Raw genomic sequence first — 18,895 nt, 5'->3', positions numbered from 1 at the left:
TGCTGCTGGCCAACATCGCACCTAGAGACATCGTCATGCACTCCTGACTCTCCTCTCCACCGCCTCGTTTGATAGCGTGTTAACGAATATGGGGAGAGCCTTTGAAGACTTCAACCCCAGCGTTTAAAACGCTTAGTAAAAGAACACGACTCGGCTATCAATGCTGCTGCCAGCACTGCGTTTGAGAGAGTCGAGCGGCGGGGCTGTGGGCCACCATGCTCACCACACTCCCCACCATAATGAGGCAGGGCGATGGCAGCGGCTGAGCGGCAAGGCGTTCGGGCATATCGGCTAGCGTGCCCACCAGGGACTGCTGCTCGGGCTGGCTGGCGTTGGCCACCAGCATGATAGGCCACGTATCGGGCAGGCCCGCTTGGCGCAGGCCATGGCAAATGGCGGCCACTTTGGAGAGCCCCATGTAGAACACCAGGGTCTCGTCTTGACGCGCCAGCGATGCCCAGTCCGGCATACCGCCTTCCCGGCATAGCTGAGCCGTAATAAAACGCACCTGCTGGGCGTGGCCGCGATCAGTAAGCGGAATTCCCATCCCCGCCGCTGCGGCGGAGGCGGCGGTAATACCCGGCACAATCTCTGCGGGCAGCTCGGCCTCTGCCAGAGCCGCTAACTCTTCGCCCATGCGCCCAAACACGCCAGGGTCGCCGCCCTTCAAGCGCACTACCGATTTGCCTGACTGGGCCAGGGAGACGATCAGCGCACCAATTTCTGCCTGAGGCATGCTGTGGTGGCCGCTGGCTTTGCCGACATAGTAGCGCTCGGCACCCGGAGGAATGAGCCCTAACACCTCGTCCCCGACAAGGCGGTCATACACTACTGCGTCTGCCTGCATTAGCAACCGCGCGGCTTTTAACGTCAGCAGCTCGACATCGCCGCTGCCTGCGCCGACTAAATAGACGGTTCCCGGCTGGCACTCACCGCTTAACGGCAGGTGTAAACGAGCGGCGGTGTCGCGACTAAAAGGCGCCCACGCCCGCTGACCCAAGCGCCACAGCGCGTCAGGCCACTTCTGTGTTAGCTGTTTGCTTAGCGCGCGCATGGGGCCGCTCCTCTTCAAGTATCGCTTTTAGTTCGGGTAGGCAGCTGCCGCACTGGGTGCCGCAGGCCAGTCGTGCGCCTAACGCTTCAACGCTGGTATCGCCCGCATGAATCGCTTTCACAATGCTGGCTTGGCCAACCTGGTGGCAGCTGCACACCACCGGGCCGGTATCGACAGCACCATCATCGCACCCGGCCAGCAGGCGTCTACGGTGCTGTGTCTCCAGGGTAGCGTCATTGAAGCGCGCTTCAAGCCAGGCAACCCCGGGCAGCTCGTCGGGTGGCCCCACCATCAACCACCAGCGCAGCCGCCCGTTCACTACTCCTGCTGCGCGCAGCCTACCCGTTGCCGGGTCGTCACACCACAAAGAGACAGGCATGCCGCACCACGCTTCCACCTGCACCAGCCAATCCTTAACTGGCTGGCTATCCGCTAGCTGCCAACGGGTGCAGCTTGCCATCGGAATGCGCGCCCAGTAGTCGCTGCGACACCAGGGCGATGGTTGCGTACCCAACTCGTTGGCTAGCAGCAGCGTCGCCTGCCAAGCAATGGAGAGTTTACTCACCGCCACCGCCCCCTGCTTGGCTTCCGGCTGCCCGGAGAGCGGGTCAGTATAGCCTTTAATCAGTGCACCGCTGCGACCCTGCTTGGTAAAGCAGTCGGTCCAGTGCATCGGCACGAAGACTTCGCCTCGGCGCTGGGCGTTGGAAACCCGCACCCGCCCACGGTACTCCCCGGCGGCAGCGGTCAATGTCGCCAAGCTTTGATCTGTTAAGCCTGCCTGAGCAGCATCGTCTGGGTGCAGCTCGATGAACGGTTCGGCGCGGTGGTTCATCAAACGCGGCGAACGGGCGGTACGCGTCATGGTGTGCCACTGATCCCGCACGCGACCGGTATTCAAGCGCAGCGGGTAGTCGTCGCTCAGCGGCTGCGCCGGTGGTCGCGGCGTAATCGGCAGCAGTTTGGCTCGGCCATTCGCCGTAGCAAACCGGCCATCTTCAAACAGCCTTGCCGTGCCGCGAGGAGCCTGCTGAGTCACGGGCCACTGGATCGGTGCGAGCGCATCATAAGCCGCTTGGCCCAGGCCTACCAGCCCTGAGATATCGAACAGCCGCTGGGTCTCGCCGCTATTCTCATAGCTAGAGAGGCGTGCGTGCTCATCGAAAATCTCCCACGGGTGGGTATAGCTGAACGCCTCACTAAAACCTAACCGCTTAGCCACTTCGCAGAGTATCCACCAGTCGTGCTTCGCTTCGCCAGGAGGAGGCAGCATCCCCCGCTGGCGGGAAATTCGCCGCTCTGAGTTGGTCACCGTGCCATCCTTCTCCGACCAACCCGACGCGGGCAGCACGATATCCGCAAAGGGCAGCAGGTCAGTATTGGCGACGCACTCCGAAACGATCACCAGCGGGCATTTTGCCAGCGCGCTGCGCACTTTCTCCCCATCCGGCATGCTCACCGCCGGATTGGTCGCCATCACCCACAGGGCGGTAATCTCGCCACGCTCGATGGCATCAAAGAGCTCTACCGCTTTGTAACCCGGGGCGTCAGGCAGTGCCGGGGCTAAATGCTCAGTAGCCCAAAAGCGGCTGACTAACTCGCGAGCGCCAGGCGTGTGGTAATCCATATGCGCCGCTAGCTGATTGGCCAGCCCGCCCACTTCTCGCCCGCCCATGGCGTTGGGCTGGCCGGTAATCGAAAACGGCCCTGCCCCTGGCAGGCCAATTTTCCCGCCGGCCAAGTGGCAGTTGATAATCGCGTTGCACTTATCGGTTCCGCTAGAGGATTGGTTCACCCCCTGGGAGTAGAGAGTGACCACGTGTAGCTGGCTGGCAAACCAGTAGTAGAAGGTTTCTAAACGTTCGGGGTCTACATCACACTCGCGGGCGACGGCTTCTACGCTGCCTGAATTCTGCTGAGCGGCGTTCAGCGCATCTTCCAGCCCTTCGGTGTGGCGTTCTAGGTACACGCTATCCAAACGATTGTGGGCGTCCATCCACGCCAACAGCCCGTTAAACAGGTAAGCATCGCTGCCTGGACGAATGCCCAGGTAGAGATCAGCGATCTCACAGGTGTCGGTCACGCGGGGGTCGATCACCACGACCCGCATCAACGGGTTGCGCTCTTTGGCTATCTTCAAACGCTGATAGAGCACCGGATGATTCCAGGCAAGGTTGGACCCCACCAGCACCACCAGCTCCGCCTCTTCGAGGTCTTCATAACTGCAGGGTACCGCATCGGCCCCAAAGGCGCGCTTGTAGCCCGCCACGGCGGACGCCATGCAGAGCCGCGAGTTGGTATCCAGGTGCGGAGTGCCCAAGAAACCTTTGAACAGCTTGTTGGCGACGTAATAATCTTCGGTCAGCAGCTGGCCTGATAAGTACGCCGCCACCGTCTGCGGGCCATGGGCAGTGCGCTGGGCCTGCAAGCGTTCGGCGGTGGCGGTGAGTGCTTGCTCCCAGGAGACCTCCTGTCCATCCACGCGGGGCATCAGCAAGCGCCCCTGTGCGCCGAGCGTTTCGTGCAGCGCGGTGCCTTTCACACATAGGCGGCCGTAGTTGGCTGGGTGCTCGCGGTCCCCCTCGACGGCAATGAGCTGGCCGCTTTCAAGCGTTGCAGTCACGCCGCAGCCGACGCCGCAGTAGGGGCAGGTGGTTCGGGCGAGCCGATTGGCCTGTGGCATGGCAGTTTCCTCCGGCGCTAAAAAGCAAAAAGCGCCCAAGCCAGCCTCTCTCAAGAGGCTTGCCTGGACGCCGTTGTCACAGGGGCACGTCACGTGCCGTACTCATCAGTGGTTTGCTGCGTTTAGCGTTATTCGACGCGATTAGTCGTTGTGATCGTTATGGGCAAAGACCCTGCACTGAGCCGTTGTTGCTTGTTACTGGAATAACTGCAAACCCTGCGCCCACGCTGCGCTAAAACCATTAAAATAATTAATAAACAATAATTTATAAACGCAGCCTGCATTTCTACTACTCGCCAAAGGAATGCTCTTTGTCGAATAAGCGGCTGAAGAGAGTGCATTAACCGCCGCTTAAGCACCAAAGTGGGGCAAACCTAGCTAACCATGAGCGGCCTGCCGCCTCCTCAAAAACGCTTAATACCCTGATTAGGCTGAATTAAATCCACCGACGGCAAAAGCTGGCGGGCTTTTTGCTCACCATAAGATAAGACAGCTCGGCAGCCAACGGCGGTTGCTGCGCGTTATCAACGACGCTAACGGGCAACGACGCCCCTGATACTCCCTTCTTGAAAGGGCTGTGTCAGGGGCGTTTTTTTATTTGCTGAACATTATGCTTCAACCACAGGAGCTACCTATGGAAACCGCTTCCCGGTGCTCACCGAACGAACACCTCGTCATTATCGGTAACGGCATGGCTTGCCACCGACTACTTGAAGCGCTGGTTAACCATCCGCAGCGCCCCCGCCGTATCACAGTGGTGGGTGAGGAGCCGGTACCTGCCTATAACCGCATTTTGCTCTCTCCTTTACTGGCGGGCGAACTGGCGCCCGAGGCGCTCACTCTGCAAGACGCCTCCTGGTACGCCGATAACAACATCACACTGACGCTTGGCGACCGCGTGACCTCCATCGACCGCGAACGCCGCCTGCTCCTCACGCATCGCGGCGACATCTTAAGCTATGACCGATTAGTGATGGCCACTGGCTCGCGCCCCACGCTGCCAGCGGTGCCTGGCATCACGCTTGACGGTGTTCATACGTTTCGTGACCTGCGCGATGCCGACGCCTTAGAAGCTATTGCTCAGCAAGGCGGCAACGCCGTGGTGATTGGCGGCGGCTTACTTGGATTGGAAGCCGCTGAAGGGCTGCGCAAACGCGGCGGTAGCGCGCTCACCGTCAGCGTTTTACAGCGCAGCGAGCGGTTGATGAACCGCCAGCTAGACACCACCGCCGCCCAATTGCTGGAAGCCACGCTGCGCGAGCGTGGCATCATCATTGAAACCGGCGCATCGCTTGCTGCCTTGGAGGGTAACGGCCACGGGCAGGTGCAGTCGGTCACACTAAGCGATGGCCGGAAGCTAGCTGCCGACAGCGTGATTGTCGCGGCGGGTATTACCCCCAATGCGGAGCTAGGCCAGCAAAGCGGGCTTATGTTCGACCGCGCCATTGTGGTGGATGGGCACCTCACCACCTCAGACGACCACATTTATGCGCTGGGCGAATGCTGCCAGTTCGAGCAGCACACTTACGGGCTGGTGGAACCCATTTGGCGGCAGGTGGAGGTGCTGGCTGCCGTGCTGTGTGGTGAAACGCCAGCGGCGTATCAAGAAGCCCCCACGGCCACCAAACTCAAGGTCAGCGGTGTCAGCCTGTTTGCCTTTGGCCCCACCGAGGCCGCCGCTAAGCACGAAGAGCTTCGTTACCAAGACCCGGAAACCGGCGACTACTGCCGCCTGCTGCTCCATCAAGGCCGCCTTATCGGCGCGGTGCTGTATGGCGATACCCGCCACGGCCCCTGGTATTTCGAGCAGGCGCTGGCCGCGACCGATCTCACCGCGTGCCGCCACCTGTTGCTGTTTGGCGCAACCGATGCCCAAACAGCGCTCGACAACCATTTCGATAACCCTCTCGACACCCTGTCATCCCCTTTATCTCTCACCCGTGAGGCGGCTTAGCTATGGTGAATCACACAATGTCTACTCCAACCACGTCTTCCAACACGCAAAAGTTGATCATTGTAGGCAACGGCATGGTCGGCCACCATTTTGCCGAGCAGCTCGTAGAAAGCGGCGCGCTGGCGGAGTTTGAGGTGACGATGTTTGGCGAAGAGCGCCACCGCGCCTATGATCGCGTGCACTTATCCGAGTACTTTAGCGGCCGCGATGCGGAGTCACTGGCACTGTGCAACGCCGATTACTACCACACCCACGGCATTCAACTACGCAGCGGCGAAGCGGTCACCGCGATTGACCGCGAACAGCAACTGGTGGTGACCGAACAGGGCCACTACGCGTATGACCAGCTCGTGCTGGCCACCGGCTCCTTTCCCTTTGTGCCGCCCATTCCCGGCAACGACAGCGAAGGCTGCTTGGTTTACCGCACCCTGGATGACTTGGATGCCATTCAGGCAGCGGCCAAAAACGCCACCAACGGCGTGGTCGTGGGTGGCGGCTTGCTCGGTTTGGAAGCCGCCAACGCGCTGCGCGGACTGAACCTGGACACCGCTGTGGTGGAGTTCGCCCCACGACTGATGCCCATGCAGGTAGATAGCGAAGGCGGCGAGCTGCTGAAAGAGAAAATCGAAGCCCTGGGCGTTCAGGTACTCACCGAGCGGGCCACACAGCGTATTGAACCCGGCGACAACAGCCGCCTGCGGATGGTCTTCCAAGACGACAAAGTGCTAGAAACCGACCTGATCGTCTTTTCCGCCGGTATTCGCCCCCAGGATACGCTCGCCCGAGAGTGCGGCTTGAGCATCGGCGAGCGCGGCGGCGTGGTGATCGACGACCAGTGTCGCACCAGCGACCCGAACATCCTCGCCATCGGCGAAGTAGCGCTGTGGAATCAGAGTATCTTCGGCCTCGTGGCGCCTGGCTACCAAATGGCCAAAACGGCCGTCGCCACGCTGACGGGGGGCGATATTTGTTTTAGCGGTGCCGATATGAGCACCAAACTAAAACTGTTGGGCGTGGATGTCGGCTCTATTGGCGATGCCCACGGCAATCAAAATCCTGGCGCCCGCATGTTCCGCTACCTCGACCCGCTCACTCAGGTCTACCGCAAACTGGTCGTCACCAGCGACGGTAAGAAGCTGCTGGGGGCCATGCTGGTGGGCGATAACAGTGTGTATGACACGCTGTTGCAGTACTACGCCAACGGCATCGAGCTGCCTAAGGAACCCGCATCGCTCATTCTGCCGCAACAAAGCGGTGCTGCACCGGCGCTGGGGCCGGATGCCTTGCCGGAAACGGCGATGATCTGCTCCTGCCACAATGTGACCAAAGGCAGCATCTGCAGTGCCATCGACGCGGGCGCGGCTGACCTTGGCAGCGTTAAAGGCGCCACCAAAGCCAGCACCGGCTGCGGCGGCTGCGCGGCGCTGCTCAAAAGCGTGGTGGATCACGAATTGGAAGCCCGTGGCGTCGAAGTGGATAAATCGATCTGCGAGCACTTCGCCCATACCCGCCAAGGGCTTTACGACATCGTACGTGTCGAAGGCATCAAGACATTTAGCGAGCTAATGGAGAAGCACGGCAATGCCGAGACGCATCGCCTGGGCTGCGATATCTGCAAACCGGCGGTGGCCTCGATTCTCGCCTCCTGCTTCAACGAACCAATTACCGATGCCGCCCACGTGCCGCTGCAGGACACCAACGACACCTTCATGGCCAATATGCAGAAAAACGGCACCTACTCGGTGGTGCCGCGCATTGCGGGCGGTGAAATTACCCCTGACAAGCTGGTGGTGCTGGGGCAAGTGGCCCAGAAGTACCAGCTCTACACCAAGATTACCGGCGGCCAGCGCATCGACCTGTTCGGCGCACGGCTGGAAGACCTGCCGGCCATTTGGGGCGAACTGATTGAAGCAGGCTTTGAGACCGGCCACGCCTACGGCAAGTCGCTGCGCACCGTGAAATCTTGCGTCGGCAGTACCTGGTGCCGCTACGGCGTACAGGACAGCGTGGGCATGGCGATTCAGTTAGAGAACCGTTACAAGGGCCTGCGCGCACCGCACAAGATCAAGTTCGGAGTTTCCGGCTGTACCCGGGAGTGCGCCGAAGCGCAGAGCAAAGACATTGGCATTATCGCCACCGAAAACGGCTGGAACCTCTACGTGTGCGGCAACGGCGGCATGCGCCCCCGCCATGCGGAACTCTTCGCCACCGATTTAGATGACGAGCAACTCTACCGCACCATCGACCGCTTTTTGATGTTCTACGTACGCACCGCCGACCGCTTGCAGCGCACCTCGGTATGGCGGGAAAACCTGGAAGGCGGCCTGGACTACCTGAAGGAGGTGATTCTGGAAGACAGCCTGGGTATCAACGATGAGCTGGAGCGCCAAATGCAGCATGTGGTGGATAGCTACCAGTGCGAGTGGGCCAACGCCATCAGCGACCCGGAAAAGCTCAAGCGTTTTAGAAACTTCGTGAACGATGCACGGCCCGACCCTTCCATCATCATGACCTCCGAGCGCGGCCAGCTACGCCCTGCTTAACCCAGTGACCACCGAATCGAGGACGACCATGACCGCCACCGCACTCAAACTATCGAACCACAACGACACTTGGCAGCCGCTCTGCACCAGAGCAGACCTCGTGGCCTTTTCCGGCGTTGCCGCATGGCTGAGCACACCGGAAGGCCCCGCCCAAGTGGCGCTGTTCTATTTGCCCGGCCACGCGCAAGAACTCTATGCCCTGGACCACTTCGATCCTTTCTCGAAGGCTTATGTGATTGCCCGTGGCATCGTCGGCGATATCAAGGGCAGCCCCGCGGTGGCCTCTCCGATCTACAAACAGCACTTCCGCTTGGAAGATGGGCAGTGCCTGGAGGACGACAGCCAACAGCTACGCGTCTGGCGCGTGGGTTTTAAGGGCGATGAAGTATGGATTGAGGGCTAATAGACTCACCAGTAAATAGCGCCGCCGCCAAGCGGCGTTATTTTACTGTGGTATAAACCACTGACATTTCCCACCTTGATGTTGCTATGCTTCCCAGCCTCTTGATTCGCTAGGCATGGGAGCCATACGTTCGTGAAGACAGAATCCAGTACGTTAGCCTTTTCCGCCTTCATGGCGCTGCTCATTGGCTGTGCCGGTATCGTGGCCACCTTGGCCTCGAACTCCCAGGCCATCCTATTGGATGGCTTGTTCAATCTTATCTACTTTAGCGTAGCGCTGGTGACCATCAAGGTCAGCAAGCTTGCCAGCCGCCCAGATAGCGAGTCGTACCCCTTTGGCTACAGCTACTTCGAGTCGTTGGTTAATTTATGCAAAGGTTTGCTGATTTTTGGGGTATCGATCTTCGCACTGGTGGATGCCGTGGCCGCACTGCTTACCGGTGGGCGAGAAATTTCCGCAGGGCTTGCGGTGATTTATGCGCTGTTCGCGACCGCCGCCTGCTCGCTCACTGCCTGGGTCATGCAGCGTAGTCAACGCCATGTCAGTAGCCCCTTGGTGGCCGCCGACAAATTCAACTGGCTGGTCAATAGTGTGATTTCAGGAGCCGTACTGGCGGCTTTTTGCCTAGTGATGCTGTTTGAGCATCTCGGCTGGCGAGCGGTGTTGCCCTATGTGGATTCCGTATTGGTGATTGCAGTGGTGGTGCTCTGCCTGGGAGTGCCCGTGCGCATGGCATCGCAAGCGCTAAGAGAGCTGCTCAACAAAACTCCGGAAGAAGCCGTCGCTGAACCAGTGCGCCAAGCCGTTGCCCGTGGCCTTGCCGATATCGATACCCTGGAAGTGCGCGTGCGTATGGTGCGACCCGGCCGCCTACTCTACGTCATCGTCCACGTGGTACTCCCCAAGGATCTGCCCGAAGCGACCCTGGCGAACCAGGACGCGCTGCGTCAGCGCATCGATGAAGAAGTGCGTCGCTACTACTCGCCCGTGGTGTGCGACGTGGTGTTCACCGCTGACAACCGCTGGGCAGCGCCCTCTTGTGGGCTGCTGGTGGATACACACGCCTCCTCGCCAACTAATAATGCTTAACGGACTACAGCGAGCGGCGCAGCAACAGCGCCGTTATCATCACACCGCCCAAGAGGGCTAATCCAAACAGAGACAACGCCAGAACATGACCGACTGCATCAATGAGTAATCCGGTCATGATCACCGGGAGACTGAAACCAATATATGCCATCAAAAAGTAACCGGCGCTGGCCTGAGAAACAGCAGCCTCGCCCGCTGCTAACACGCCACTCAACCCACCCAGGTAGATAAACCCGTAGCAAGCGCTGCTGGCGGCAACCGTTCCCACCAGCACTGCCGATAGATAGCCTTGAACAGCACCCCAGGCGATTAGCGTATAGGCCATTGGCAAAATGGCCAGCCCCAGTAGCGTTGCACTGCGTGGTGTCAACTTTCTTGCCCAAGGCTGAAACAGCACACCGCAACTGCAAATACCAAACGTGGCGAATCCGCTCCAGACAGATAAACCGTGGCGCTGCAGGGCGGAAGGGAGTATCGCAATCACTAACCCTACTGTTGCCCATGCCAGTAAAATGGCTAGCCCGAAGGCGAAAGTACCCCGGGGGAAGCTTGGCAAACGCAGCAAAGAGCGTTTATTGGCACTCGGTGGGGTATCCCCCAGAGTAGAAACCGCCATAAGCGCCAGCGTCGCGGCAGCCATATAAATCCATAAACTGGGGGGCGACATGCTGGTGGTATGGAAGAGAAACAGGCTAGTGACCGCGGCTCCCAGACCAAAACCCAGCGAGGTGCTGGCCGTTACGTAGTTGGTGGCAACACGGTTATCCTCCCGGCTCACGAGCAGTTGCATATAAGCAGGCGCGACTGCCGACGTCAGCCCCATGCTGATGCCCAGTAGAAAGCGGGCTACTCCTAGTGCCACCAAACTGGGGGCTATTAAGGTCGTTGCAGTCGCCATTAGACTTAGCAGTAGCGCGGCCATGATTAATGGCTTGCACCCCACTCGATCTGCCAGTCCGTTTAAACCCAGCAGAACCGGCAAGACACCCACTACGTAGCAGGCAAAGGCGATCGTTGTCGCCCCAACGCCCAAGCCGTCGCGCGCAGCGAGTGCATCGTAGAGCGGAGCCTGTAAATTAACCGCTGTGGTAATCATGCACAGCGCAAAGGCTAGATAAACAGCACTGCGGACAGTGGCTCGAGGTAAAGCGCGGTTCATAGCGTTATCCTAAATAAGCAGATATTTGAACCACTAAGCTCCCACGCTTGCCGATCACCGGTAAGATACACTTGGCAACCAGTTTCAAGACACTGTTCCGCCCTTTTCGAGAACAGTTTTACAGCACAGTTTTAAAGAAAGACTGTGGAGAACCGTTGTGAGCCACAGGGTCCACTATGAAGCTCAAGGTTAACCGCGACTCCCCTACCCCTATCGCCCAACAGATTGAGACGGGTGCTCGCGCCTGGATCGCAGCACATGGTGCTGGCGGAGGCCGCCGTTTACCCTCAATTCGTCGCTTGGCGGCGACCCATAACATTAGCCGTAATGCCGTGATTGAAGCTTACGAGCGACTGGTCGCTGCGGGCTTAGTACGCTCACGGCCCGGTTCAGGGTTTTACATCGCGGATAGCGCGGCAGCACTAATATCACAGCCAGCAGCCACGAACGGCCTGGAAGAGGTCACCAACGGGCTGTGGGGGCTTTTCAATGCTAATGAGCACACGCTCAAGTTGGGGTGCGGCTGGCTGCCAAGCGATTGGCGAGAGGGAGACGACCTAACCCACGCCATTCGCCAAGTGGCACGTAAAAGCCGTTCGGGAATTTTCGAGTACAGCACTCCTCAAGGGCCGCAGGATTTACGTGATTTAATACAGGAACGCCTGCGCCCATTGGCGATTAACGCCAACGCCCAGCAAATAGTCATGACCGGCGGTGGTAGCCATTCACTCGATCTTTTGGTTCGAATGCTGCTTGAGCCCGGCGATGTTGTCTTCGTAGAATCGCCAGGCTATTACAATCTGTTCGGCCTGTTGCGCTTGCAACGCATACATGTGGTTGGCGTACCGCGGCTAGCAGATGGGCCAGACATTGAGCGTCTGGAAGCGTTGTTGGCTCAGTTCCAGCCCAAACTATTTTATATCAACAGCGTGTTTCATAACCCTACCGGTAGCACGATTACCCCAGCAGTAGCTCATCGGGTGCTGCAACTCGCCCAACAGCACGACTTTCAGATCGTTGAGGATGATATCTACGCGGATTTTCAGCACGCACCAACGACTCGCCTAGCTGCATTAGACGGCTTGAATCGTGTGTTCTACCTGGGCAGTTTCTCCAAAAGCCTCTCTTCTTCGCTGCGGGTAGGGTTTATAGCTTGCCCCCTTTCACGGGTACAACGCTTGGTCGATATTAAGATGCTGACCAGCATTTCCGCATCTCGCTTTGCAGAGCAAGTGGTCACTACGATGCTCCAGAACGGCAGCTACCGAAAGCTGGCCGAGCGGCTTCGTGGCAAGCTTTCCTACCAAATGGCGTTGGCGCTAAACATGCTTAAAAAGGCAAACTGGGCGATCCATACCGAACCGGCTGGAGGAATGTTTGTGTGGGCTAAACCTCCGGTCGATATGACGCCTGAAGCGCTAACTGAACTGGCCGAGAGGTGCTCAGTGACACTGTCACCGGGCCACCTGTTCTTTGCGGATCATCAACCCACTCCCTGGATACGTATTAACGTCTCCTACATACAAGATCCTAGAGCCAAAGAGTTTATTGAGTTGGCGAGTTAGCAGATTAAAAAAAGCGGCCTTTTGCGATAGCGAAAAGGCCGCTCGTCACACTTTTTATCTATTCGCTTTATCTATCCGCTTCTTTAGCCTCTCTCACCGGCCACACATCCTCATCCACTAGCTCTGGATTTTTGAGTATGGCGGGGTCGAACAGCGGTTCCTCGATGCCCTGTCGCCGCTGGCGTTCGTAATCCTTCAACACCGAGACCGCAATCGGCGCCATCAGTAGAATGGCAAACAGGTTGGTCGTGGCCATCAGGCCCATGGCGAGGTCGGCAAAATCCCAGACCACGCTGAGTTCAGCGACAGAGCCCAGCAACACCATGGCGATGATAACGATCTTGAATGCGCCCACCGCTTTTTTGGCGTGGCGGCGGAACAGGTATTCGATGTTTACCGAAGAGAAGGAGAAGTTGGCCAAAATCGAGGTAAAGGCAAAAAACAGTATGGCAATGGCAATAAAGATCTCACCAAAGCCTCCTAGATGATCCACCATGGCGTCTTGGGTGAGCTGGATGCCCTCGATGCTCTCCCCCGGCGACTCGGATAGCAGCCGTTCATAAACACCGGAAAGCAGAATCACCACCGCCGTGCAGCTACAAATCACGATGGTATCGACAAACACCCCAAAGGATTGCACTAACCCCTGGGCTGCTGGATGCTTCACAGTGGCCTGGGCCGCCGCATTGGGGGTCGAGCCCATACCGGCCTCGTTAGAAAAGAGGCCGCGCTTGATGCCGTTTTCCATGGCGGCCTTGATGGCGTAACCCGCCGCGCCCCCGACCGCCGGGCCTAACCCAAAGGCACTCATCACGATCAACGACAGCATGTCGGGCACGGCGGAGAGGTTGGCAAACAGAATCCATAGCGCCACCAGCAGGTAGGCAATGGCCATGACCGGTACGATTTTCTCAGCCGTGCGTGCCACCGACTTTAACCCGCCGTAGATCACGACACCTGCCAGTGCCGCAATCACCACCCCGGTCAGCCAGTTAGGAATGCCAAAGGCACCGCTCATCCCCTGCGCAATGGTGTTGGATTGCGCCGCGTTGAACGCCAGTCCGTAGGCAATGATCAAAAACACCGCAAACAGCGACCCCAGCCAGCGCCAACCCAGACAGCGCTCGATATAGAACGCAGGGCCGCCGCGAAAGACCCCATCTTCGTTGCGGTGCTTGTACACCTGCGCCAATGTCGACTCGATAAACGAGGTCGCAAACCCCACCAGAGCCGTCACCCACATCCAAAAAATCGCTCCCGGCCCGCCAATCCATAGTGCCAGAGCGACACCCGCCAAATTACCGGTTCCGACCCGCGCCGCCATGGAGGTCGCGAATGCCTGAAAACCACTGATGCCATCTCCCGCTCCGCGCGCGGTAAAGGTCACGTGGGCCATGTGCCGAAACATGCGAAACTGCATCCCGCGCGTCATGATCGTGAACAGCAGACCTGCTCCCAGTAGCAGGTATACCAGGATATAGCTCCAGATAAAGTTGCTGATGGGCATCATGACGGCATAAAGGCCGTCGCGAAGTGGCCCTAGCACCGTTTCTAATAATTCCATGGCCTTTCACTCCCTGTGGTTATATGAGCAACTGTCATCGTCACAAGTAGGAGTGTAGCTAGGTTATAGAGCAGCGCGTCATTTCAGCCCTTATTCACCTACCGTGACCACCCAATCAGGTCGAAACAGCGGCGGCGAAAACTCCTCTGGATAACCGCCCGGGTTGGCGATAACGCGGGTGCCATCGCACCACGTATCCACCGGCTCGTGAACGTGACCATGGATCCAGAGATCCATCTTGCCCATTAAGTGCGGCAAGTGGGAGGCAAAGGCTGGGGACAACGAATCGCCTAAGTACTGCTCTGGAATACAGCGATGTAAGGGCGCATGGTGTGTAATCACCACGCGGGGGCCATCAAAAGCTTGTTGGAGTTCATCTTGCAGCCACGTCAGTGCTTCCCGGTGCATGTATTGGCTGGCTTGAGGCGTGAACACTTGGCCGGGGGCCGTGGTAATGATGCGAAAATCAGGCATGTAACGCAGCGCTTTAGACTCAGTATCGGCAGGGTTGCGTGTGGGGTCATCGGCATAAAGCGCGAAATCCGTCCATAGCGTGGTGCCATAAAAGCGCACGCCTCGTAGGGTCACGCAGCGATTATCCAGCAGTTCGATATCATACCGAGCGGCTTCCAGCGCTAACTCTTGGCGCAGCAGCGGCATGCAGGTGCCATAGAACTCATGGTTGCCCGGCACGTAGAGAATCGGCAGGTCGGGAAACTGCTGGCGTGCCCACGCCAGCCCTTCTGCTCTTCGATGAATATCCCCTGCCAGCACCACCACATCCGCGTCGGCAGGGGGCAGCTCGCGGTGACCATCAAAATGCTCTAAATGAAGATCGGATAAGACTCTTAAACGCATAGAACGTCTCACGTGATGCCTACATGGGCTTGGTATCGGGTCGTCAATCGTCAAGGCGAGAAATAAACTGACGGATGAACTCCACCACGACGGCTTCGGCCTGCCGGTGTGGCACATGACCGATGCCGGGCAACATTTCGCAGTGGGCTGGGCCTTGGGTGTAGCGGGCAATGCGTTCAGGCTGACGGTGAGAGCCGTATTCATCCTTCTCGCCATGTAGCACGAGCGTAGGGCACCGCACACGTTCAAGCGCAGGAGTGAGGGACCACGCCGCAAATTCGGGGCTTAGCCAAGTATCCGTCCAGGCATCGAACACCCAACGGGCTTTGTTGCCGTGGTACTTGACCAGCTTAGCGAACTGTTCCGGCGTCTGAAACGTCGCTTTTGCCTCTTCGATCCCTTGTCGCGTGCGATTTTCATTGAACGCTTGGGCGGCGATGGTGACGAGCCCCTGGCACTGCGAAAAATAATACCCGGCGCAGTGCACGGCCATACAGCCACCCACGCTATGGCCTAACGCAATAAAGCGAGTCACCTGTAGCGCATGACAGATGGCCGCAAAGTTGCCCCTCGCTTCATCGTCGATAAAACTGAGCGGCAATGGTATTGAAGATGCATCGGAGCGGCCAAAGCCGAGCCGGTCATAGGCAATGACCCGTTGCCGCGTTGCTGCGCATAATGCTTCGGGGAAGTTGCGCCACAAATCCACGCATCCGAGAGAGTCGTGAAACAGTAGGATAGGAACCTCTGATCGTATTCGATCTGGTTCCCAAGTGCGCGTAAATAAACGACCGTTGGGGGTACTCACCCAACGGTCATAGTGATGAATAGCTGGCGTTAGCGTCATAGCATTGCTCTTGATATTGTCAGTGTGTCATGCGCCACTGCCAACATAGCATGCGATAACCCGCTAGCGTTTCAAGAAGTTGCTTTTGACTAAGTGAACGACCTCATCCATGCGCCCGCTCAACACGGCTTTAGCGGAGTAGAGGGCGGTCGAGGCGACCTGCCCGGCCTCGACCTTGGGCGGCATCACCAGCTCCATGGGATTCACCACCACATCCAACAAGGCAGGCCCCGGCTGGGCGAGCCACTGGCTAATCGCGACGTCCAGCTCGTCTTCTTGCTCGACTCGGCGGCCCCATAATCCCATGGCAGCGGCAACCTCGCCAAAGTTGGGGTTTTCGAGCTCGGTGTAGGCATCGAGCATTCCCTCTACTTTTTGTTCTAACTCCACAAAGCTCAAGGAGCTGTTGTTATACACGACGATTTTTAGCGGAATTTGCTGCTGTACTAGGGTCAATAAATCCCCCATCAGCATGGTTAACCCGCCATCCCCGCACATCGCAATGACTTGGCGATGGGGATGCGCGAGCTGAATACCCAAAGCCTGAGGATACGCATTGGCCATGGTGCCATGCTGCAAGCTCGCGAGGGTGCGGCGCTGCTGGGAGGCGTGAATATGGCGCAGCATCCATACGTTGACACTGCCGGTGTCTGCCGTAAACAGTGCGTTCTCTGCCGCGTGACGGTCAATCGCCAACGTCAGCTCTTGTGGGTGGATCACTTGGCTATCATGACTTCCATGGGCAGACTTTTCCAACGACTTGGCGTAGCGCTTGCGGCACTTCTCTAGCCAGTGACTGCGCGTATTTTCCTTGACGACTTGAACGAGCGCCTCGCAGGTATCCCGCGTACTGCCGACGATGCCCACGTCCACCGGATAGCGCTTGCCAATTTGTGCGGGATCTCGATCTACCTGAATGATCGTGGCGCGCTCCGGATAGAACTGAGTGAACGCGAAATTACAGCCGATTAGCAGCAGCGTGTCGCACTCGGCCACTGCATGGTAGCCGCCTTCAAGACCATAAACGCCCGTCATTCCCACGTGATAGGGATTGTCGTGCTCCATGAAATCTTTTGCCCGGGATGTCCAGGCAATCGGTGCTTGCAGCTTTTCGGCAAGCGCGATCACCTGCTCCCGCGCATCGTCGCAGCCAGCGCCTGCAAAAATAGTGATGTTGCCGCCTTTATTGAGCTGCTCGACGGCGGGCACTAGCGACTCTGCCGTCGGGCGTACCGAGTAGCTAAACCGGTGCGTGCGATAGCCCAGCTGATTCTCCGGGGTTTGGGTCATCACATCACCCGGCACGATAAGGACCGCAACGCCACCTCTGGCGAGCGCCGCTTGGGCGGCTAACGCGGCCATGCGCCGCGCCTGCTCGGCGGAGACGACGGTTTCGCAAAACACGCTGTACTGCTTGAAAATGGCGCTCTGATCGACTTCCTGAGGGAACTGGCTGCCCGTTTCGCCTAGCGCGATTTGCGAGGCGATAAGCACGACAGGTGAACCATTGCGATGCGCATCGAACAAGCCGTTCACGAAGTGCAGGCTACCAGGGCCACAGGAGCCTGCGCAGAGCGCTAGCTCCTGTGTCATATAGGCTTCGCCACCGGCGGCAAAACCACCGACTTCCTCGTGGCGAACGCCCACCCACTGGATGTCACTTTGCCGTAGGGCGTCCGTAAAGTGGTTCAACGTATCGCCCACCACACCATAGCAGCGCTTGGCGCCGGCGCTTTGCAGGGTTTCGACGATGATCTCAGCAACGTTTGCGCTCATGTGCGACTCCTTTCGCGGGGGAAATGGCACGTCCACCACCAAGCCTAGACCGAGACGATGAGTTTTGCCGGGCGGTCAGAGAGTAGCACACTATGCTGCGTCGCAGCATAAATGGGTCTACACTGAAAAGGGTGCCCTATAGGAGGACCCTGCGATGACCAACTCGAGCGTCATCACACCCGTGAGCGATGAGGTGCTAGCGTTTTGGCAATGTCAGGCGTATTGGCTGCGCGCCGCCAACGATGCCATCGCCGATTTTTACGGATAGCCAGCGCTTATGCGCCTGTATTTGCCTACTTAGACGAAAAGATAACCTGCAAAGCCGACACAGCGTGTCGGCTTTTTTATATTATGAAAACCTTTTCCATTCAATGATCTAACAAGCATCTTCGTATTGACGCCCCTTTTTGTAAGCTATTTCTTACGCGACATGGCAAATCACTTACATCTTTTGGACTAGAAACGCTCTGCAAAAGCGCCTAATATTCATATCACAGCTATCTTACTGCACTGCACAAAGCAAGCTGCGTATAACAAAAACGATTCCTCTACCTCTGCACCAGGAGTGTTCGCCATGAAGGATGCCATTACTCATAATGCGGCCATGGAAGTCGACGTCATGGAAGTCTGGGCAAAACGCGCGCAGCAGCAACGCGCCGCGTTCGACGCCCTCGCTGCCTATATGCGCCAGCAGTAAGGCACTGACTACGTCTTGGTCAGCGCCTTTGGCAAACGACCAAGACGTGGGGTGTCATGACTCCCAACCGCCCTCTTCAATGGGCTGCTGATTCAACTGCGCCAGATACGTCTCCTGCAGGATATACATACGTTTGACGTCACGGTATTGGCCGTTGATGAAGAATTCCTGAACCAAGTGGCCCTCTTCGATGAACCCGCTCTCCTCGTAGAGATGGATCGCTTTGACGTTCTGTACCGCTACGATCAAGTAGACCTTGTGCAGATTCAAAATCGTGAAGGAGTAGTGCAGCGCTTGGCGAATCAGTGAGCGTGCGAACCCTTTGCCCTGGTGCTCTGGGGTAATGATGATCTGAAACTCGGCGCTGCGGTGGATGTAGTCGATTTCGATCAGTTCCACCAAACCAATCGCGTTACCGGCGCTGTCTTCTGCTACGAAACGCCGTTCGGCGTTGTCGTGGATATGCTTGTTGTACAGCTCTTCGAGTTCATCGAAGGATTCGTAAGGCTCCTCGAACCAGTACGACATGATGCTCTGGTTGTTATTGAGTTCATGGACGAAGCGCAAATCATTGCGCTCCAGGGCACGAAGGAACAAAGCGGGACTCATGGTCGACACTCTCTTAATTCATCAAACGAGACAATGCCATCACACGGGCAATGTGGCAGGTCAGTCATTTTAACGACGGGGTTGACGCAACTGG

14 protein-coding genes are annotated in these 18,895 nt (G+C 57.9%); 6 read left to right on the top strand and 8 right to left on the bottom strand.

Annotated elements, in window-relative coordinates; genetic code table 11:
- Positions 1 to 157 precede the first annotated feature (157 nt).
- Positions 158 to 1,054: a uroporphyrinogen-III C-methyltransferase gene (gene cobA / locus NH344_RS01495; RefSeq protein ID WP_253027434.1), complete on the bottom strand. Its 897-nt coding sequence runs from the start codon at positions 1,052 to 1,054 to the stop codon at positions 158 to 160.
- Positions 1,014 to 3,737: a nitrate reductase gene (locus NH344_RS01490; RefSeq protein WP_253027433.1), complete on the bottom strand. Its 2,724-nt coding sequence runs from the start codon at positions 3,735 to 3,737 to the stop codon at positions 1,014 to 1,016. Before NH344_RS01490 ends, cobA begins: the two co-directional genes overlap by 41 nt.
- Before the next feature lie 634 nt (positions 3,738 to 4,371).
- Here NH344_RS01490 and NH344_RS01485 point away from each other — a divergent pair.
- From NH344_RS01485 to NH344_RS01470, 4 genes are all read left to right on the top strand, one after another.
- The gene (locus NH344_RS01485; RefSeq protein ID WP_044628972.1) at positions 4,372 to 5,691 is read left to right on the top strand and encodes an FAD-dependent oxidoreductase; all 1,320 of its coding nucleotides are present in this window, start codon (positions 4,372 to 4,374) and stop codon (positions 5,689 to 5,691) included.
- 17 nt (positions 5,692 to 5,708) lie between these two features.
- Positions 5,709 to 8,234, top strand: coding sequence for a nitrite reductase large subunit NirB (gene nirB, locus NH344_RS01480; protein ID WP_253027432.1), 2,526 nt, complete (start codon positions 5,709 to 5,711; stop codon positions 8,232 to 8,234).
- A gap of 28 nt (positions 8,235 to 8,262) precedes the next feature.
- A complete protein-coding gene (gene nirD / locus NH344_RS01475) occupies positions 8,263 to 8,637 on the top strand; it encodes a nitrite reductase small subunit NirD (RefSeq protein ID WP_044628971.1) in 375 nt (124 codons plus the stop codon).
- A 132-nt stretch (positions 8,638 to 8,769) separates the two neighbouring features.
- Complete coding sequence (locus tag NH344_RS01470; RefSeq protein ID WP_054641359.1) at positions 8,770 to 9,726, top strand: cation diffusion facilitator family transporter; 957 nt, start codon at positions 8,770 to 8,772, stop codon at positions 9,724 to 9,726.
- 4 nt (positions 9,727 to 9,730) lie between these two features.
- Here the strand turns inward: NH344_RS01470 and NH344_RS01465 are convergent, their stop codons facing one another.
- Entirely contained in the window at positions 9,731 to 10,885 is a 1,155-nt protein-coding gene (locus tag NH344_RS01465; protein WP_044628970.1) for an MFS transporter, read from the bottom strand.
- Positions 10,886 to 11,061: 176 nt separating this feature from the next.
- On the opposite strand from NH344_RS01465, the gene NH344_RS01460 reads away from it, so the two are divergent.
- The gene (locus NH344_RS01460; protein ID WP_044628969.1) at positions 11,062 to 12,450 is read left to right on the top strand and encodes a PLP-dependent aminotransferase family protein; all 1,389 of its coding nucleotides are present in this window, start codon (positions 11,062 to 11,064) and stop codon (positions 12,448 to 12,450) included.
- 67 nt (positions 12,451 to 12,517) lie between these two features.
- Here NH344_RS01460 and NH344_RS01455 read toward each other — a convergent pair whose 3' ends face one another.
- The 4 genes from NH344_RS01455 to NH344_RS01440 form a co-directional block, all read right to left on the bottom strand.
- A complete protein-coding gene (locus NH344_RS01455) occupies positions 12,518 to 14,014 on the bottom strand; it encodes an alanine/glycine:cation symporter family protein (protein WP_044628968.1) in 1,497 nt (498 codons plus the stop codon).
- A gap of 90 nt (positions 14,015 to 14,104) precedes the next feature.
- Entirely contained in the window at positions 14,105 to 14,872 is a 768-nt protein-coding gene (locus NH344_RS01450; RefSeq protein ID WP_054641358.1) for a metallophosphoesterase, read from the bottom strand.
- Between the two features lie 43 nt (positions 14,873 to 14,915).
- Positions 14,916 to 15,719 (bottom strand): alpha/beta hydrolase, encoded by an 804-nt coding sequence (locus tag NH344_RS01445; protein ID WP_054645167.1) that lies wholly within the window; start codon positions 15,717 to 15,719, stop codon positions 14,916 to 14,918.
- A gap of 63 nt (positions 15,720 to 15,782) precedes the next feature.
- Complete coding sequence (locus tag NH344_RS01440; protein ID WP_054645168.1) at positions 15,783 to 17,495, bottom strand: thiamine pyrophosphate-dependent enzyme; 1,713 nt, start codon at positions 17,493 to 17,495, stop codon at positions 15,783 to 15,785.
- A gap of 574 nt (positions 17,496 to 18,069) precedes the next feature.
- On the opposite strand from NH344_RS01440, the gene NH344_RS18230 reads away from it, so the two are divergent.
- Positions 18,070 to 18,192 carry a hypothetical protein gene (locus NH344_RS18230; RefSeq protein WP_255303821.1) on the top strand — a complete coding sequence of 41 codons (123 nt, stop codon included), beginning with the start codon at positions 18,070 to 18,072 and terminating at the stop codon, positions 18,190 to 18,192.
- Positions 18,193 to 18,246: 54 nt separating this feature from the next.
- Here NH344_RS18230 and speG read toward each other — a convergent pair whose 3' ends face one another.
- On the bottom strand, positions 18,247 to 18,801 hold the full coding sequence (gene speG, locus NH344_RS01435; protein ID WP_058578657.1) for a spermidine N1-acetyltransferase: 555 nt from the start codon (positions 18,799 to 18,801) through the stop codon (positions 18,247 to 18,249).
- Positions 18,802 to 18,895 lie beyond the last annotated feature (94 nt).

It is taken from the genome of Halomonas sp. Ps84H-12, assembly GCF_024124725.1.
Taxonomy (GTDB): Bacteria; Pseudomonadota; Gammaproteobacteria; order Pseudomonadales; family Halomonadaceae; genus Vreelandella; species Vreelandella aquamarina.
The sequence above is the reverse complement of the archived record's forward strand: the minus strand, read 5'-3'. Positions and strand labels throughout refer to the sequence as shown.

What these genes read in the sequence shown, in the direction of transcription:
- cobA (WP_253027434.1), bottom strand. Translation starts at nt 1,054, where the DNA reads ATGCGCGCGCTAAGCAAACAGCTAACACAGAAGTGGCCTGACGCGCTG.
- NH344_RS01490 (WP_253027433.1), bottom strand. Translation starts at nt 3,737, where the DNA reads ATGCCACAGGCCAATCGGCTCGCCCGAACCACCTGCCCCTACTGCGGC.
- NH344_RS01485 (WP_044628972.1), top strand. Translation starts at nt 4,372, where the DNA reads ATGGAAACCGCTTCCCGGTGCTCACCGAACGAACACCTCGTCATTATC.
- nirB (WP_253027432.1), top strand. Translation starts at nt 5,709, where the DNA reads ATGTCTACTCCAACCACGTCTTCCAACACGCAAAAGTTGATCATTGTA.
- nirD (WP_044628971.1), top strand. Translation starts at nt 8,263, where the DNA reads ATGACCGCCACCGCACTCAAACTATCGAACCACAACGACACTTGGCAG.
- NH344_RS01465 (WP_044628970.1), bottom strand. Translation starts at nt 10,885, where the DNA reads ATGAACCGCGCTTTACCTCGAGCCACTGTCCGCAGTGCTGTTTATCTA.
- NH344_RS01460 (WP_044628969.1), top strand. Translation starts at nt 11,062, where the DNA reads ATGAAGCTCAAGGTTAACCGCGACTCCCCTACCCCTATCGCCCAACAG.
- NH344_RS01455 (WP_044628968.1), bottom strand. Translation starts at nt 14,014, where the DNA reads ATGGAATTATTAGAAACGGTGCTAGGGCCACTTCGCGACGGCCTTTAT.
- NH344_RS01450 (WP_054641358.1), bottom strand. Translation starts at nt 14,872, where the DNA reads ATGCGTTTAAGAGTCTTATCCGATCTTCATTTAGAGCATTTTGATGGT.
- NH344_RS01445 (WP_054645167.1), bottom strand. Translation starts at nt 15,719, where the DNA reads ATGACGCTAACGCCAGCTATTCATCACTATGACCGTTGGGTGAGTACC.
- NH344_RS01440 (WP_054645168.1), bottom strand. Translation starts at nt 17,495, where the DNA reads ATGAGCGCAAACGTTGCTGAGATCATCGTCGAAACCCTGCAAAGCGCC.
- NH344_RS18230 (WP_255303821.1), top strand. Translation starts at nt 18,070, where the DNA reads ATGAAGGATGCCATTACTCATAATGCGGCCATGGAAGTCGACGTCATG.
- speG (WP_058578657.1), bottom strand. Translation starts at nt 18,801, where the DNA reads ATGAGTCCCGCTTTGTTCCTTCGTGCCCTGGAGCGCAATGATTTGCGC.